The organism is Burkholderia sp. THE68 (assembly GCF_009938265.1).
Lineage (GTDB): Bacteria > Pseudomonadota > Gammaproteobacteria > Burkholderiales > Burkholderiaceae > Caballeronia.
The window spans coordinates 535,679-550,508 of sequence record NZ_AP022316.1 but is presented as its reverse complement, the minus strand read 5'-3'; the positions used below and the strand labels follow the sequence as shown (position 1 = coordinate 550,508).

At 65.8% G+C, this 14,830-nt stretch carries 17 protein-coding genes; 7 read left to right on the top strand and 10 right to left on the bottom strand.

The features are described 5' to 3' along the window. Positions 1 to 125 precede the first annotated feature (125 nt). Positions 126 to 1,226 carry a class I SAM-dependent methyltransferase gene (locus BTHE68_RS16045; protein WP_162067315.1) on the bottom strand — a complete coding sequence of 367 codons (1,101 nt, stop codon included), beginning with the start codon at positions 1,224 to 1,226 and terminating at the stop codon, positions 126 to 128. Between the two features lie 181 nt (positions 1,227 to 1,407). Here BTHE68_RS16045 and BTHE68_RS36620 point away from each other — a divergent pair, with 181 nt between their 5' ends. Then, complete coding sequence (locus BTHE68_RS36620) at positions 1,408 to 1,578, top strand: hypothetical protein (RefSeq protein ID WP_174258054.1); 171 nt, start codon at positions 1,408 to 1,410, stop codon at positions 1,576 to 1,578. Between the two features lie 49 nt (positions 1,579 to 1,627). Here the strand turns inward: BTHE68_RS36620 and BTHE68_RS16040 are convergent, their stop codons facing one another. The 6 genes from BTHE68_RS16040 to BTHE68_RS16015 all read right to left on the bottom strand — a co-directional run bounded on the left by BTHE68_RS16040 (position 1,628) and on the right by BTHE68_RS16015 (position 6,866). Continuing rightward, positions 1,628 to 2,038, bottom strand: coding sequence for a response regulator (locus BTHE68_RS16040; protein WP_225936321.1), 411 nt, complete (start codon positions 2,036 to 2,038; stop codon positions 1,628 to 1,630). A 348-nt stretch (positions 2,039 to 2,386) separates the two neighbouring features. Next, the gene (locus BTHE68_RS16035; protein WP_162067314.1) at positions 2,387 to 3,193 is read right to left on the bottom strand and encodes an AraC family transcriptional regulator; all 807 of its coding nucleotides are present in this window, start codon (positions 3,191 to 3,193) and stop codon (positions 2,387 to 2,389) included. A 62-nt stretch (positions 3,194 to 3,255) separates the two neighbouring features. After that, positions 3,256 to 4,527 carry an NAD(P)/FAD-dependent oxidoreductase gene (locus BTHE68_RS16030; protein ID WP_162067313.1) on the bottom strand — a complete coding sequence of 424 codons (1,272 nt, stop codon included), beginning with the start codon at positions 4,525 to 4,527 and terminating at the stop codon, positions 3,256 to 3,258. Next, positions 4,524 to 4,778: a 2Fe-2S iron-sulfur cluster-binding protein gene (locus tag BTHE68_RS16025; protein ID WP_162067312.1), complete on the bottom strand. Its 255-nt coding sequence runs from the start codon at positions 4,776 to 4,778 to the stop codon at positions 4,524 to 4,526. The genes BTHE68_RS16030 and BTHE68_RS16025 overlap by 4 nt, the downstream gene beginning before the upstream one ends. Further along, positions 4,771 to 5,910, bottom strand: coding sequence for an NAD(P)/FAD-dependent oxidoreductase (locus BTHE68_RS16020; RefSeq protein WP_162067311.1), 1,140 nt, complete (start codon positions 5,908 to 5,910; stop codon positions 4,771 to 4,773). The genes BTHE68_RS16025 and BTHE68_RS16020 overlap by 8 nt, the downstream gene beginning before the upstream one ends. Further along, complete coding sequence (locus BTHE68_RS16015) at positions 5,907 to 6,866, bottom strand: 4-hydroxyproline epimerase (RefSeq protein WP_162068219.1); 960 nt, start codon at positions 6,864 to 6,866, stop codon at positions 5,907 to 5,909. The genes BTHE68_RS16020 and BTHE68_RS16015 overlap by 4 nt, the downstream gene beginning before the upstream one ends. On the opposite strand from BTHE68_RS16015, the gene BTHE68_RS16010 reads away from it, so the two are divergent. Then, a complete protein-coding gene (locus tag BTHE68_RS16010) occupies positions 6,838 to 7,086 on the top strand; it encodes a hypothetical protein (RefSeq protein WP_162066889.1) in 249 nt (82 codons plus the stop codon). The two genes, BTHE68_RS16015 and BTHE68_RS16010, sit on opposite strands and share 29 nt — an antisense overlap. After that, on the top strand, positions 7,083 to 7,988 hold the full coding sequence (locus BTHE68_RS16005; RefSeq protein ID WP_162067310.1) for a dihydrodipicolinate synthase family protein: 906 nt from the start codon (positions 7,083 to 7,085) through the stop codon (positions 7,986 to 7,988). The genes BTHE68_RS16010 and BTHE68_RS16005 overlap by 4 nt, the downstream gene beginning before the upstream one ends. A gap of 57 nt (positions 7,989 to 8,045) precedes the next feature. Here the strand turns inward: BTHE68_RS16005 and BTHE68_RS16000 are convergent, their stop codons facing one another. Beyond that, entirely contained in the window at positions 8,046 to 8,789 is a 744-nt protein-coding gene (locus BTHE68_RS16000; RefSeq protein ID WP_162067309.1) for a response regulator transcription factor, read from the bottom strand. Between the two features lie 495 nt (positions 8,790 to 9,284). Here BTHE68_RS16000 and BTHE68_RS15995 point away from each other — a divergent pair, with 495 nt between their 5' ends. The 3 genes from BTHE68_RS15995 (at position 9,285) to BTHE68_RS15985 (ending at position 12,383) form a co-directional block, all read left to right on the top strand. Next, positions 9,285 to 10,577 carry an MFS transporter gene (locus tag BTHE68_RS15995; protein WP_162067308.1) on the top strand — a complete coding sequence of 431 codons (1,293 nt, stop codon included), beginning with the start codon at positions 9,285 to 9,287 and terminating at the stop codon, positions 10,575 to 10,577. A 103-nt stretch (positions 10,578 to 10,680) separates the two neighbouring features. Further along, a complete protein-coding gene (locus tag BTHE68_RS15990) occupies positions 10,681 to 12,144 on the top strand; it encodes an MFS transporter (protein ID WP_162067307.1) in 1,464 nt (487 codons plus the stop codon). A 71-nt stretch (positions 12,145 to 12,215) separates the two neighbouring features. Then, a complete protein-coding gene (locus BTHE68_RS15985; protein WP_162067306.1) occupies positions 12,216 to 12,383 on the top strand; it encodes a hypothetical protein in 168 nt (55 codons plus the stop codon). An 86-nt stretch (positions 12,384 to 12,469) separates the two neighbouring features. Here the strand turns inward: BTHE68_RS15985 and BTHE68_RS15980 are convergent, their stop codons facing one another. Beyond that, the gene (locus BTHE68_RS15980) at positions 12,470 to 12,742 is read right to left on the bottom strand and encodes a hypothetical protein (RefSeq protein ID WP_162067305.1); all 273 of its coding nucleotides are present in this window, start codon (positions 12,740 to 12,742) and stop codon (positions 12,470 to 12,472) included. Positions 12,743 to 12,873: 131 nt separating this feature from the next. Continuing rightward, positions 12,874 to 13,692: a helix-turn-helix domain-containing protein gene (locus tag BTHE68_RS15975; protein ID WP_162067304.1), complete on the bottom strand. Its 819-nt coding sequence runs from the start codon at positions 13,690 to 13,692 to the stop codon at positions 12,874 to 12,876. A 257-nt stretch (positions 13,693 to 13,949) separates the two neighbouring features. On the opposite strand from BTHE68_RS15975, the gene motA reads away from it, so the two are divergent. Next, positions 13,950 to 14,822 (top strand): flagellar motor stator protein MotA, encoded by an 873-nt coding sequence (gene motA, locus BTHE68_RS15970; protein WP_061174405.1) that lies wholly within the window; start codon positions 13,950 to 13,952, stop codon positions 14,820 to 14,822. Positions 14,823 to 14,830: the final 8 nt, after the last annotated feature.

Sequence of the window (14,830 nt, the reverse complement as noted above, 5' to 3'; positions counted from 1 at the left end):
CCTACGAGTCATTTGTCGGCAAGTGTGAGCCGTACGAGGCAACCCGTCTGATTCAACATCTTTGGCCTGATAGTTCGGGCCGGAATGGCCTGTCCGGCTCGAGCGTCGCACGCCCGATGCAACAACTAACCCGGCTTGCGCATCACAAAATGAAGGTTGTGGCGCGTAAACGCGCGGTGCGCCGGTACCTTGTAGCGTTCGAACGCAAGCCGAAGCAGCGCATCGTCGGTTCGATCATAGAACCGCGCGAGAATCGCCTCCTCATACCCGTCGAGCACGATATGGTCGTGGCAATCTTGCCCGATCGCCAGTTCGAAATCGTGATACGACACGCCGAACCCCCAGCGCGCGAGCCGTTCGCTGAGGTCCGCGGGCGCGGTCTTCGCGATTGAATCCCTGAAGTCCGCACGCGGCGAGAACTGCGCGTAGTCGCGCTGGATTTCGAGCGGAAGCGCCGAATAGAAATGCATCAGACTGGTGTGATCCTCCAGCACGTTGAAGCGGTTCGGCGTGTCCGCCACGACGAGCAGGCCGCCGGGCGCGAGCGCCTTCCACGACGCACGCAAAGCCTCGATGCGCTCCGCATAAGTCATGTGTTCGAGCACAGCGCACAGCACGGCGAGATCGACTTTTCCAACCAGCGCCCCGGCTTTCTCCTCCGTCAGCTTCTCATCGACGAATTCGACATTGTCGTATCCGAAGAAGCGCAGTCTTTCCGCTGCCGCCGCGCTCGCGTTGAGATCGATCTCGAAACTGATGAGGCGCTTGACCCGGCTCGCAAACGCAAGCGTCGAGCTGCCGGTCCCGGACCCGATTTCGATCGCCGTCATTTCCCCCATGTCCGGGGCGATCTGCGCGAGCCACGTGCAGATCCAGTACTCGAAATCGCGGAAGCGATGGAAGACATGAGCGTCCAGGTCTCGCTCGAAGTATTCGTCCTGCGTGACGTTGGCCCGATAGAACGTGCGAAGCAGTACGTCCTTGAAGAACGGCCTGAAGTCGTCCGGGATCGGCACAGGAGAAAACGCGGGGAGATTGGACCGCGCGGGTGATACGGGGGTGGCCAGCGCGCGGAATTGTTGCGCGTCGGCGATCAGCCGCGCATTTTCTTCTTCGAGAAACCGACACCGCGCGAGCGCCGCGTCGAGTTCGACAGTGTTTTGATGGTCGACCAGTATTTCGGCGACGGGAACTGGCTTGCTGCGCAGCGCATGAAAAAGCTTCATCCCTTCCACCTTCTCGTTTCCGCGAATGGACGAATCTTATCAGTGCGGCGCGTCGCTGAGGCGCCACGGTACACCGCTTGCATCATGTGAACTTATCCGTGCGCGCGCGTCGAAAGGATAAGGCCCTTTCATGAAGGCCGCACAATGATTAACAAACACTTAACGAAATAAGGAGAATCCGATGACGCTGATCATCTACCTCGTCGGCTGGCTGATTCTGATCGGCGGCGTGTCGTGGGCGCTGGTTGCGATGCATGTCTCGCAGCACACGATCATGATCGTCGCCGTCATCATGCTGGGCATCGCCGTCATCACGGGCGCCACGCGGGCGCGCAATCGCGACAGGTCGTAAAGGTTCGGGGCCGCCTGTCATCGGCGGCCCCGGAACGCCTCGGGTCAGCTCACATCACCACTCGCGTGCCGACCGCATCCTGGATCAGCGTGACGAGTTCGTCGGGATGCACAGGCTTCACCATGAAATGCTGAAAGCCCTCGCCGATACTGCGCAATCGATACTCTTCGCTGCCATGTCCCGTCAGCGCGATCGCCACGGAAGGCGGCAGGTTGCCGCGTATTTCGTGATCCCGCAAACGTTGAATGAGATAGAAACCGTCCATCTCGGGTAAATCCAGATCGCAGATCACCGCATCGGGAAGATGCTCGATCGCCGCCTGCGCGCCGTCTTCGGCGTCGGCCAGGGCGAACACTTGAGCACCCTCTTCTTCCAGCAACATCTGCAGCGATGCCCTGCTTTCCGGATCGTCTTCGATGAGCACGATCCGCATGTGCCCCAGTCTTGCTACTTCGTCCATGATGTTCTTTTCTGCTGCCAAAAACGGAATTCACGCGCTGGTTTCGATCTCTCGCCGCCGCGCGCACGGTTGCGCGCATTGATTGACATTAAAACGCGGCGCGAATTCCGAACGCACCGTTATTTACGCCGCGCGTGCGCCGGTGCGGAACGCCTCGCGGTTCTGACCGCGCCTTTGTGCAGTGTTGCCCCGGGCGCAGCGTGCCTTATCGAGCAAAAACCGGACCGAGACGGTTTCATAACCGTGAATGCCATATTGCGCGGGCGCTTGCGCCGATCCGCGCCGCCCCCGTCCGATCCCGCGCGCACGACCGTGTAATTCCTGGATCAGCCGTACCCTGTTTTCCCGTCAGACGTTTGTATCGCGGGCGGAATCGGGGCGCGAGGCAGTCGAGGTTCCCGCCTGCAGCAGCGCGCGGTACTCGCTCGGAGTGAGGCCGACCGTCGCCTTGAACTGGCGCGTGAAGGCGCTGTGATCGGTGTAGCCGCACAGCGCGGCGACGTCGGTGACTTTCTCGCGCGAGACGAGCAGCGCGGTGGCGGCGTCGAGCCGCGTCTTGAGCAGCACCTGACGCGGCGTCAGATGAAAGACCTTGTGGAAGTAGCGCTCCAGTTGCGCGATCGACATGTTCGCCATCTGCGCAAGCTGCCGCATGTTGAGCGGCTGCACGTAGTTTTCCTGGATGTGCTGCACCACCGCCGCAAGCCGGCTGTAGGCCGGATGCGTCCCTTCGGCGGCTTGCAGATCGCGCGAGATGCCCGCGAGCCCGACGATATGCCCCTGCGTGTCATGCAGCGGCTGCTTGCACGTCATGCACCAGCCGGGTTCGCGTCCTGGATAGAGATGCAGTTCGAGCTGATCGATGAGCTGATGCCCCTGCGCGATGATCGCCTGATCCTGCGCCGTGTAGATGCGCCCGAAGCGGCGCGGAAACACGTCCTCGGCGGTCTTGCCGATGAGCGCAGACTTGTCGTCCTTGTGGCCGCAGCGGCGCGCGAGCGTGCGATTGACCATCGCGTAGCGCGCGTCGCGGTCCTTGACGAAGAACACGATATCCGGCATCGCGTCGAACACGGGCGCGAGCAGCGCGAAATGCGCGAGCATGTCGGAGAGCGTCGACGCTGGAGGATGGACGATCGGCGTCGTGTTAGTCATGCGTGGAGATGTCGGTTGCGCTCGAATGAATCGATCGCTCGATTATAGAAGCGCTGGCCTCGCTATGGACGGAACGTGTCGGCGCGGTCGCGCACACCGATCAAGGTGTCGATGCGTACCGGCGCGAACGGCGGACGCGCCGCCGCGCGCGGCCATCCGAAATACACCGACGCCGCCTCGCCGCAAATACGCCCCTGACACGGTCCCATGCCGCAACGCGTCTGCAGCTTGGCGTCGCGCCAGTTGGCATGCGCGGCGACGTCGCCGATCGACACGTCCTCGCAACGGCACAGCAAGGTCTCGGGCGATGGCATCGCGCGCGCCGCGTTGCCGAGCGCGAACGCCTGCGCCACGCGCCGCGCGAAGGCGCGCCAGCGAGCGCGTTCGCGCACGAGACGCGCATCGGCTGCAATGCCGAGCGCCGACTGCGCCGCGCACGCGCCTTCGACGCTCGCCAGTTCCATCCCGCCGATGCCCGTGCATTCGCCCGCCGCAAAAACATCTTCCTGCGACGTGCGCTGCGCCTCGTCGACGCGGATCGCGCCGTCGCGCTCGTCCAGCGCGCAGCCGAGCGCGAGCGCCAGCGTCGCGTTCGGCACGAGGCCATAGCCGCACGCGATGCGATCCGCTTCGAACGTTTCGTCGCGGCCGCGCGTGCGAATCGTCACCGCCTCCACGCGCGTGCTTCCGTGCGCCTTCACGACGACACCGCCCGTGCGATAACGCGTCGTGCCGAGCGCGACGGCCTGCGCCAGCTTGCCCGGCGTCAACGCAAGCGACGCCACGAAGCGCGCGACCCGCGCGAGCGGCGCCTGTTCGACCACCGCGACGACATGCGCGCCGTGACGCCGCGCGGTATCCGCGACGGCAAGCAACAGCGGCCCGCTGCCCGCCACGACGATGCGTTCGCCACGCACCGGCAGTCCGCCCTTGACGAGCGCCTGCAAGCCGCCCGCGCCCGTCACGCCGGGCAGGGTCCAGCCATCGAAAGGAAGAAGCCGCTCGCGCGCGCCGGTCGCGAGAATGAGTTTCGAGTATGCGAGCACGAGCGGCGCGCCATCGCGTTCGAGCAGGAGCCGTTTGCCGGCAGGCGCGGCGGCGACCTTCGTTGCGCTCATGACGACGAGGTTCGGATGCACGCGCGTTTCGTCGAACCATTGGCGAAGCTGCGCGGCGGGCGGGAGCGTCGGACCTTGCCGCCAGATCTGACCGCCGGGGCGCGGATTGTCGTCGATGAGCGCGACGCGCGCGCCGGCCTGCGCCACGATCCGCGCCGCCCGCAAGCCCGCCGGCCCCGCGCCGACGATCGCGATATCGACCTGTTCGGCGTTCATCGCATCGTCTCGATCGAAAGGCCGTCGCGGCATGGCGTCTGACAGCCGAGGACATGCGCGCGGCCATCGACCGTCACGCGGCATTCCTGACACACGCCCATGCCGCACCACGCGGCGCGCGGCTCGCCGGTGACGGAGCGCCGTGTGCCGCCGACGCCGCGCATTGCGATTGCGATCGCTGCCGCGACGGTCGTGAACGCAGGCACGGCGAGCGGCTCGCCATCGACGGTCACGGTGACGAGATCAGCCATCGGCGTGCTCCGTGGCGAATCGTTGCGGAGAGAAGGCGTGAGCATCGGGCAGATCGAACAGAACCGGCTCGCCGAGCATCTGCGCGGCGATCAGCTTCGCGGTGCCGAGCGAGGTCGTCACGCCGAGTCCCTCGTGACCCGTCGCGAGCCACAGACGATCGCCCGGATGACGCGCCGGGCCGATCAGCGGCAAGCCATCGGCCGTGGCGGCGCGAAAACCGGTCCACGCGCGCACGGCGTTGAGTGCGCCGATGCCCGGCAGATAACGCGTCGCGCGCGCGAGCATCGCCGCGAGCACGTCGATTTCGACGGCCGGATCGACGGTGCCGAACTGGCGCGATGAGCCGATCAGCAGTTGCCCCGTCGGACGCGGCTGCGCGTTGAACGCCACCGACGTGCCGCGCGCGTGATGCGCGCTCTTGATATAGCCGAGCTCCAGCACTTGATGATGAAGTGTGCCCGAATAGCGATCGGTGATCAGCAGATGCCCTTTCTTCGCTTCGAGCCGCACGCCCGCGATCAGATCGGCGGCCGCCAGCCCGTTCGCGACGACCACATGCGCGGCCGTGCGCCGCTCGCCGTTCGCGAGCATGACGCTCGCGTGCGTGTCGTCCGCATCGACGGCGCGGACCGCGCAATCAGTCGATACGCGAATGCGTCCCGAGCACGTCAGGAGCCATTGCGCGGCGGCGGGTGCGTAGACGATGGCGTCGTCATCGATCAGAAGGCCGCCTTGCATCGCGTGGCTCACCGCCGGTTCCGCTTCGCGCAGCGCGGCGCGGTCGAGCAGTTGCGCGCGCACGCCTGCCGTCGCGAACGCGTCGCGCATCGTGCGGGCGGCATCGAGTTCCTCTTCGTCTTCCGCGATCCAGAGCGTGCCGCAGCGCGAAAACGCATCGCGCTCGCGCAGTTCGGCGCCGAGCGCGAGCCACGCTTCACGCGATGCCCGCGCCAGCGCGAATTCCGCCGGCGAATCGTTCATCACGACGATGTGGCCCATGCCCGCCGCCGTCGCACCGCCGCCGATGCCGCGCGCGTCCAGCACCTCGACGTTCAGGCCATGCCCGGCGAATTCCGCCGCACACGCCGCGCCGACGATCCCCGCGCCGACGACGATCACATCCGCCGTCATGCGCGCGCGCCGGCTTCGATGCCTCGCATGAACGGATCGCGTTCGTCGAACACGAGCCGGCCTTCGCCCATGATGTGCGCGTAGCCCGTGATGGTCGGCACGAGCATGTTGCCGTCGAGCGCGTAGCTGCCTTCGAACACGCTGCCGATGATGCTTTCCTGACGCCATACCGCGCCCACTTCGAGCGCGCCGTCCGTCGCGAGACACGCGAGCTTGGCGCTGGTGCCGGTGCCGCACGGCGAGCGATCGTAGGCGCTGCCCGGGCACAACACGAAATTGCGGCTGTCGACACCCGCGACGGGCGAATCGGCGAACAGCTCGATATGGTCGATGTATGCGCCGTCCGCGCCGGTGATGCGCTGTGCGTGCAGGGCATCGCGGATCGCCTCGGTGAACGCCGTCAGTTCGGCGATGCGCGCGGGCGTCAGTTCACGTCCGTGATCCGCGACGAGAAAGAACCAGTTGCCGCCCCACGCGACGTCGCCGGTGAGCGGGCCGTGTCCGGGCACCTCGACCGTCACCGCGCGCCGGTGCCGATACGCCGGCACGTTGCGCACGCTGACACTGCCGTTCGCGTTGAGCGTGGCATCGACGGGGCCGACCGGGGTATCGATGCGATGGCTTCCCGGCGCGATCCTGCCCGCATGCGCGAGCGACGCGACGAGTCCGATCGTGCCGTGCCCGCACATGCCGAGATAGCCGACGTTGTTGAAGAAGATGACGCCGGCCGCGGCGGCTGGATCGTCGGGCTCGCACAGCAGCGCGCCGACCATCACGTCCGAGCCGCGCGGCTCCGTGACGATCGCGCGGCGCCAATCGTCGAAACGCGTGCGGAACGCGTCGAGACGTTGCGCGAGCGTGCCATTGCCCAGATCGGGGCCGCCCGCGATCACGAGGCGCGTCGGTTCGCCGCCCGTATGCGAGTCGATGATGTCGATGGTTTTCATGCCGCCTATCCTAGAAATGCGCGCGGCGGGCGTCTTGAAGCGGCTGAATCGTTTTGATGACGATATCGGCATAATCCGGCATGGTCTCGGTGCGTCCCGCGACGCGCTGCTTTCGTGGCAAAACGGCTATGCCGAAATCGGCATGCGGCGCGCGCGAAATGCGCAAGACGCCCGATTTTTCGGTGCTTACACTGCCTACCGTTCAATCAATTTCGGAGCGCAGCCGTGACGCATATCTGGGAAGGCGTGATGCCCGCCGTGACTACCAAGTTCAACGCCGATTTCAGCATAGACCGGGCTTGGACCGCGAAGAACATCGACGCACAGATCGAAGCCGGCGTCGATGGCATCATCGTGTGCGGATCGCTCGGCGAAGCCTCGACGCTGTCGCTCGACGAAAAGCTCGACGTGCTCGATATCGCCGTGGACGCCTCGCGCGGCCGTGTGCCGGTGCTGCTGACGATCGCGGAAAACAGCACGCTCGACGGCTGCCGCCAGGCCGAGCGCGCCGCGCGCCACGGCGCGGCGGGCTATATGGTGCTGCCGGGCTTGCGGTATCTGTCGGACCGGCGCGAGACGCTTAATCACTTCCGCATGGTCGCCGACGCGAGCCCGCTGCCGCTGATGGTCTACAACAACCCGCTCGCGTATGGCGTCGATGTCACGCCGAAGATGTTCGCCGAGCTTGCCGAAGACAAAAAATTCGCGGCGATCAAGGAATCGAGCGGCGACGTGCGTCGCATCACCGATCTCATCAACGAAACGGGCGACCGCTACGCGCTTTTCTGCGGCGTCGACAACCTGGCGATGGAAGCGATTCTGATGGGCGCGCACGGCTGGGTCGCGGGGCTCGTGTGCGCGTTCCCGCGCGAGACGGTGGCCATCTACAAGCTGATTCGCGCGGGCCGGGTCGAGGAAGCGCGCGCGATCTACCGATGGTTCGCGCCGCTGCTCGCGCTGGATGTGTCGCACAAACTCGTGCAGAACATCAAGCTGGCCGAGGCGATCGTCGGTCTGGGCACGGAGCCGGTGCGCCCGCCGCGCCTGCCGCTCGCCGGCGACGAGCGCAACGAAGTCGAAACGCTGATTCGCCGCAGCATCGAGACGCGTCCGGCGCTGCCAGCGGTCTAAGCAAAGCACAAACAAAAATGCCGTCCTCGCGACGGCATTTTTTCTTCGATAACGGCTTCAGGCCGCGATCTGCGCAGGCGCAGGATCGGCGAGGCCGTCGCCGGTGTCTTCCGCGCCATCATAGAGATGCAGCAGGCGGTAGCCGCTCTTGTACACCGGCTGCAAGCGGAAGTTGTTGACCGGCTCGATTTCCAGCGCGAGACGCAGACGCGACACGTGGCTGTCGATGGTGCGCGTGGTTTCGCGGAATTCGCGGCCCCAGACCATCGCGAAAATGTGATCGCGCGACAGCACGCGGCCGATGTTCGAGAAGAACAGTTGCGCGAGGCGGAATTGCGTGCCGCTCAGTTGCACCGGCTTGCCGCGCACGGTGACGGTTTGCTGGCGGGCGTCGAAGCGATACGGACCGACTTCGAGACACGCGCTGGACGTCGCCGGAAACGCGCGGCGCAAGAGCGCTTCGACGCGCGCGCCGAACTCGCCCGGTCGGATCGGATAGACGACGTAATCGTCCGCGCCGGCGGTGAGTGCGCAGACCACGTTATGCTCGGCGCCGTCCGGCGTCGCGAACATGACCGGCACGCGCTCGCCGAAGCTCGAACGCACGGATTTCAGCAGGTCGAGGCCGCACAGGCCCGAGGAATTCCAGTCGAGAATCAGCAGATCGACCGTCGAGCGGGACAGCGCTTTCGACAGCACGAGGCCATCGCCAAAGGTCACGCAGGTGTGGCCGAGCCGTTTGACGACGTCGCTGATGAGATTTCGATAACTTGGGTCGGTTTGCAAAACGGCGACGCGCATGGTGTCTTACCTGATGAGTCCAAGGGACATGGGGCGGATGCCGTACTTCCGGCGCCCGCCGGGCGTCTCGTCGCGGGATGAGACGGGGATATTCAAGCTGCGAATTCTGGGCAGCCAGGCGACCCTTTCCCATCGGACTCATCCGAATTGTCAACGCATGTGACGACGCACCCCGCCGACACGGCCGCGTCTCATGCGCGCAACCATCTCAAAAATAGAACGGCTTTTCTCTTTTGCGCCGACTTTCGTCCTGTAACATGCCGCGTCTGGCTCAAAAGTTCCCGCTTCCGCCGTTTTACCGAGACGTCGCGTAGCAAGCTGCGCCGCGACTGTCCGTCGCATCCCGCAGCGCGGACGACGGGCGGCGGCGCTCCAATCCGCGCCCGCCGCGACCTTCGATTCGCGTCCACCCGGCGCGTCTGTCGCTCCCGCAGGGCGAAGCCTCGTTCTACCGCGCGTCACGCGTGGTTTCTCCACTCACGGGTTCTCTTTTCGATGCAGGCAACACCTCTGTCCGACGCCCCGCGCGCGGCCGGCCGTGCGCTCACGCGCGGCGATTACAAGACGCTCACGCTCGCCGCGCTCGGCGGCGCGCTCGAGTTCTACGACTTCATCATTTTTGTGTTCTTCGCGCCGGTCATCGGCCAATTGTTCTTTCCGCCGTCGATTCCTGACTGGCTCCGTCAATTGCAGACTTTCGGCATCTTTGCGGCGGGCTACCTCGCGCGTCCGCTCGGCGGGATCATCATGGCGCACTTCGGCGACCTGCTCGGCCGCAAGCGCATGTTCACGCTATCCGTGCTGCTGATGTCCGTGCCGACGCTCCTGATGGGCCTCTTGCCCACCTACGCGTCGATCGGCCTGATGGCGCCCGTGTTGCTGCTGCTGTTCCGCGTGATGCAAGGCGCGGCGGTCGGCGGCGAAGTGCCGGGCGCGTGGGTGTTCGTGTCGGAGCACGTGCCGGAGCGTCATGTCGGCTATGCGTGCGGCACGCTGACGGCCGGCCTGACGGCGGGCATTCTGCTCGGCTCGCTGATCGCGACCGCGATCAACAAGACGTTCGCGCCGGCCGAAGTCGCCGATTTCGCGTGGCGCCTGCCGTTCCTGCTCGGCGGCCTGTTCGGGCTGTGCTCGGTCTATCTGCGCCGCTGGTTGCACGAAACGCCGGTCTTCGCCGAACTGCAGAAGCGCAAGTCGCTCGCGGCGGAGATTCCGCTCAAGGCGGTGCTGCGCGACCACCGCCGCGCCGTCATAATTTCGATGCTGCTCACGTGGATGCTCTCGGCGGCGATCGTCGTCGTGATCCTGATGACGCCGACGCTCCTGCAGAAGCAGTTCCACATCGCGCCGGCGACGGTGCTGGTCGCGAACTGCGCGGCGACGCTGTGCCTCACGATCGGCTGCGTGCTGTCGGGCGCGATCGCGGGCCGGATCGGCGCGGGCAAGACGATTTTCATCGGCGGCGTGGCGCTCGCCGTGTCGTACTGGCTGATGTTCCGGCAAGTCTCGCTCGATGTCTCCGTGCTGTTGCCGTGGTACGCGCTGGCGGGCTTTTTCGTCGGCGTGATCGGCGCGATTCCCTTCGTGATGGTGAAAGCCTTCCCGCCTGCCGTGCGCTTCTCGGGCATCTCGTTCTCGTACAACGTCGCGTATGCGGTGTTCGGCGGACTCACGCCGATCGTCGTCTCGCTGATGATGAAGTCGAGCCCGATGGCGCCTGCGATCTACGTCGGCGCGCTGTGCGCGATCGGCGCGCTGACGACGCTGTTCATCAGGGAAAATCGCTGATTTTCTTGTTCGATGACGGCGCGTCGCTTCACCGGCGCGCCGTTTTCATTCGGCTTTCACGTTTCAGTCCACGCCGAAACATCGAGCGCGCGACGCGCCTACGATGAACGGCATGAACTCGAACCTTTCCTCATCCGAAACGCGTCTGTCCGTGCGGCAGATGCTCGTCGTGACGGCGACCAGCGTCGGTTTCGTCGTCTCTCAACTCGATGTCTCGATCGTCAATGTCGCGCTCGCGAGCATCGGCCACGATCTGCACGCGAACGTCGCGAGCCTGCAATGGACCATCGACAGCTACGCGCTCGCCTTCGCGGCGCTGATGCTGTCGGCGGGCTCGCTCGGCGACCGCTTCGGCGCGCGCCGCATGTTTCTCGGCGGCCTCGCGCTGTTCGCGCTGGCGTCGCTGGCCTGCGCGTTTTCGCGCGATGCGCCGCAACTGATCGCCGCGCGCGCCCTGCAAGGCGTCGGCGCCGCCGCGATGCTGCCGAACTCGCTCGCGCTCCTGAATGCCGCGTGCGGCCACGACCGGCGCCTGCGCGCGCGTGCGGTCGGCCTGTGGACGGCGGCGGGCGCGGTGTCGATCGCGGCGGGGCCGATCGTCGGCGGCGTGCTGATCGCGGCGTTCGGCTGGCGCAGCATCTTCTGGGTGAATCTGCCGATCTGCGCGGCGGGCATCGTCGCGACGCTCGTGTGGGTCGGCAAGCCGCGCGCGAACCGAGCGCCGCCGTCGCGCGGCATCGACCTGCCCGGCCAGGCGCTCGCGATCGTCGCGCTGGCGGCCCTGGTCGGTGCGGTGATCGAACTGCGTCCGCTCGGACCGACGCATCCACTCGTCTTCGGCGGCCTCGCTCTGGCGCTGGCGGCGGGCGGCGCGTTCATCGCGATCGAGCGCAAAAGCCCCGCGCCGATGCTGCCGCTCACCCTCTTCTCCGAGCGCACGTTCAGCGCGGCGGTCGTCTTCGGTATCGGCGTGAATCTCACCTACTATGGAATGGTCTTCGTTCTGAGCCTGTATTTGCAGCGCGTGCTCGGCCACACGCCCCTGCAAACCGGCCTCGCGTTTCTGCCGCTCACGGGCGGCTTCCTGATCTCGAATCTGGCAAGCGGTCCCGTCGTCGCGCGCTTCGGCTCGCGTGGCCCGATGATTTTTGGCGCGCTGCTCGACGCCGCCGGTTTCGCCGCGCTTGCCTTCGTCGATGCGAGCACGCCCACCGCCGCGCTGCTCGTGCCGTTCCTGCTGATTCCATCGGGCATGGGCCTCGCGGTCCCGGCGATGACGACCGCGTTGCTCGGCACCGTCGATCCGCAGCGCGCGGGCACGGCCTCGGCGGTGCTCAACACCGCGCGGCAGGCGGCGGGCGCGATCGGCGTCGCCGCGTTCGGCGCGCTCGCGGCTCACGGCGACGGCGCGGCAAGCGCGGATCACATCGTCGACGCGGTGCGCTGGTCGGCGGGCGTATCGGTCGCGCTGTTGCTGTGCGCGGCACTGATCGCGCGTCAGGTGAGCAATCCACCAGGCGCAAGTCCGGACGCGGCGCGATGCCGGACAAAGCCGAATGAAGGTTGAACGGCAGCGGGAACGGCCGTTGCGAGTCTCAGGCGAAGCGCCCTGCCCATCGAACCGTTGAGGAGAACACCATGTCGACGATGCCCCGCTCCCCCGAGGAGCCGCTCGAACCGGACCCGGACAAGCTGCTCGACCCGGACGCCGCGCCCAACCCCGACGACCCGGACATGCCCGACGGCCCGGATTCCGCGACGCCGATGGTGCCCGCCGATCCGAAGAATGGCGAGCCACGCATGTAAGTCATCGAGCGACGCACAAAGCAATGCCCGCGCGACCGTCCTGGCCGCGCGGGCATTTTTCGTGGTAAGTCCGGCGCAGCGTCCGTCTACAGGCTCGTCGTCTGCACCGTGCCGGTTTCCAGCGCGCGCTCGATCAGCGCTTCCTGCTGCGCCTTGCGCACGGCATCGGCGACGAGCGTACTGGGCGCTTCCACTTCCGCCTTGATCGCGGCGATGATGCCGTCGGCCTCGACGATCACCAGCGACTCCGCCGAATCCGCGCGGCTGATGATGACGCGCGCCGGTCCACCGCCTTCCGCGATGCTCGCGCAGAACTGCATCTTTTGCCCGCCTATCACTTGCTCGAATGTTTGAATCATCGCTGTCTTCCGCGTTGGTTGGACAAAAGCTGACACAGGCCACGCACGCTTTCGCGCGCGGCCCGCTGTCTGATTGATTCACGCGCGTGCGCCAGGTTCAATTCTGTAAGCATGTGGGCAGCGACGCAAGCTCAACGTCTCGCATCCTCGAGTTCGCGAAGGATGGCGGCAGTGGCGTCGTCGGCGGGAAAAAATGCTTCGATCGCGAGTTCGGACAACGTGATATCGACCGGTGTGCCGAAAACCGTCGTCGTGCTGAAGAACGACAGCACGCCGTGTTGCGTGCGCATGCGCAGAGGCACGACGACCGGATCGGTTTCCCCGCGCGACGCGTGCCCGGCATGCGCAGGCGCGGGATACGCGTCGAGTTCCGCGAGCAGCGCGACGAGCGTCGCATCGCCCGACACCTCGATCTGCCGACGCAGCCGCGCGAGCAGATGCGCGCGCCACTCGTGCCAGTTATCGATGGCGTTCGCGAGCCCTCGCGGATGCATCGACAGGCGCAGCACGTTCACTGGCGGCGCGAGCAGTTCCGCATCCGCCGATGCGACGAGCGGCGCGAAAGCCGCGTTGGCCGCGATCATGGTCCAGTGACGACCGACCGCGAGCGCGGGAAACGGCTCGTGGCCCTTCAACACCAGATCGACCGCGCGGCGCGCCGCCGCGAGTTGCGGATCAGCAAGCCCACGCTCGCGATACAGCGGCGCATAACCCGCCGCGACGAGCAGCGTATTGCGCTCGCGCAGCGGCACATCGAGCTGCTCGGCGAGGCGCATCAGCATCTCGCGGCTCGGCAGCGAGCGGCCCGATTCGACGAAGCTCAGATGGCGGGTGGAGACATCCGCCACGCCCGCGAGATCGAGCTGGCTCATGCGTCTGCGCTGGCGCCAGTCGCGCAGCAGCGTGCCGACGGTGGTTTGAGCGATGGTATGCGCAAGAGTCGAGTTCATGCGAGCGATGTTATCGAAGCGCACGCGCACAATCCATTACCTGCGACGTAAGCGCTCCAGGACCGTTCCGCCCACGACGAACGACCGTAAGATTTACTGCGCAAACATTTGCGCAGAAAAAGTTGCGCGCGTCACCCTAATGTCCGGGCATTAAAAGCCGATAAGCCACACAACAAGCGAACAATGCGTCGCGAGCCGTGCGCGCCTCAATCCCGAGCACGCACGGCCCGCGACGCCCGGACATTGGCGGAGAAATCATGTTTGTCATCATCGGATGGGTCCTGGTCATCGGCTCGGTGATCGGAAGCTTCATCGGCGTCGGCGGCCACCTTGCCGCGCTCGTGCAGCCGTTCGAGCTGCTGTGTATTTTCGGCGCGGCGATCGGCGCGTTCGTCGTATCGAACCCGACCGCGACGCTGAAGAAAACGCTGCAATCGGTCCCGAAGGCCTTCAAGGGCGGCGGCTATACGAAGGAAAAGTATGTCGCGTTGATCGCGCTGCTCTATGAACTGCTGCAGAAGGCGCGCAAGGAAGGAATGATGGCGCTCGAAGCCGATGTCGACGCGCCCGAATCCAGCCCGCTCTTTCAGAAGTACGAGCACGTGATGGCCGATCATCATCTGCTCGATTTCATCGTCGACTATCTGCGCATGATGTCGGCGGGCAATGTCAACGCGCTCGAAATGCAGGATCTGATGGACGAAGAGCTGGAGACGCATCATGCCGAAAGCTCGGTCGCCGCGAACGCGATCCAGAAGATGGCCGATGGCCTGCCGGCGTTCGGTATCGTCGCGGCGGTGATGGGCGTGGTGCACACGATGGGCTCGGTCGGCGCCGCGCCCGCGGTGCTCGGCGAGATGATCGCGGGCGCGCTGGTCGGCACGTTCCTCGGCATTTTGCTGGCGTATGGCTTTATCGGCCCGCTCGCCGACCTGCTCAACGCGAAGGGCGTCGCCGAAGCGAAACCGTTCCAGTGCGTGAAGTCCGTGCTGCTTGCATCGATGAACGGCTATGCGCCGACGGTGGCCGTCGAGTTCGGCCGCAAGGTGCTCTTCACCGCCGATCGTCCGAGCTTCAAGGAACTCGACGACGCGGTGCGCGCGACCAAGATGCCGAAGGCGGCTTCGTAACTTCACGA

What these genes read in the sequence shown, in the direction of transcription:
- BTHE68_RS16030 (WP_162067313.1), bottom strand. Translation starts at nt 4,527, where the DNA reads ATGAACGCCGAACAGGTCGATATCGCGATCGTCGGCGCGGGGCCGGCG.
- BTHE68_RS16035 (WP_162067314.1), bottom strand. Translation starts at nt 3,193, where the DNA reads ATGACTAACACGACGCCGATCGTCCATCCTCCAGCGTCGACGCTCTCC.
- BTHE68_RS15985 (WP_162067306.1), top strand. Translation starts at nt 12,216, where the DNA reads ATGTCGACGATGCCCCGCTCCCCCGAGGAGCCGCTCGAACCGGACCCG.
- BTHE68_RS15980 (WP_162067305.1), bottom strand. Translation starts at nt 12,742, where the DNA reads ATGATTCAAACATTCGAGCAAGTGATAGGCGGGCAAAAGATGCAGTTC.
- BTHE68_RS16025 (WP_162067312.1), bottom strand. Translation starts at nt 4,778, where the DNA reads ATGGCTGATCTCGTCACCGTGACCGTCGATGGCGAGCCGCTCGCCGTG.
- BTHE68_RS15995 (WP_162067308.1), top strand. Translation starts at nt 9,285, where the DNA reads ATGCAGGCAACACCTCTGTCCGACGCCCCGCGCGCGGCCGGCCGTGCG.
- motA (WP_061174405.1), top strand. Translation starts at nt 13,950, where the DNA reads ATGTTTGTCATCATCGGATGGGTCCTGGTCATCGGCTCGGTGATCGGA.
- BTHE68_RS16010 (WP_162066889.1), top strand. Translation starts at nt 6,838, where the DNA reads ATGATGTCGATGGTTTTCATGCCGCCTATCCTAGAAATGCGCGCGGCG.
- BTHE68_RS15975 (WP_162067304.1), bottom strand. Translation starts at nt 13,692, where the DNA reads ATGAACTCGACTCTTGCGCATACCATCGCTCAAACCACCGTCGGCACG.
- BTHE68_RS16020 (WP_162067311.1), bottom strand. Translation starts at nt 5,910, where the DNA reads ATGACGGCGGATGTGATCGTCGTCGGCGCGGGGATCGTCGGCGCGGCG.
- BTHE68_RS16000 (WP_162067309.1), bottom strand. Translation starts at nt 8,789, where the DNA reads ATGCGCGTCGCCGTTTTGCAAACCGACCCAAGTTATCGAAATCTCATC.
- BTHE68_RS36620 (WP_174258054.1), top strand. Translation starts at nt 1,408, where the DNA reads ATGACGCTGATCATCTACCTCGTCGGCTGGCTGATTCTGATCGGCGGC.
- BTHE68_RS16040 (WP_225936321.1), bottom strand. Translation starts at nt 2,038, where the DNA reads ATGGACGAAGTAGCAAGACTGGGGCACATGCGGATCGTGCTCATCGAA.
- BTHE68_RS16045 (WP_162067315.1), bottom strand. Translation starts at nt 1,226, where the DNA reads ATGAAGCTTTTTCATGCGCTGCGCAGCAAGCCAGTTCCCGTCGCCGAA.
- BTHE68_RS15990 (WP_162067307.1), top strand. Translation starts at nt 10,681, where the DNA reads ATGAACGGCATGAACTCGAACCTTTCCTCATCCGAAACGCGTCTGTCC.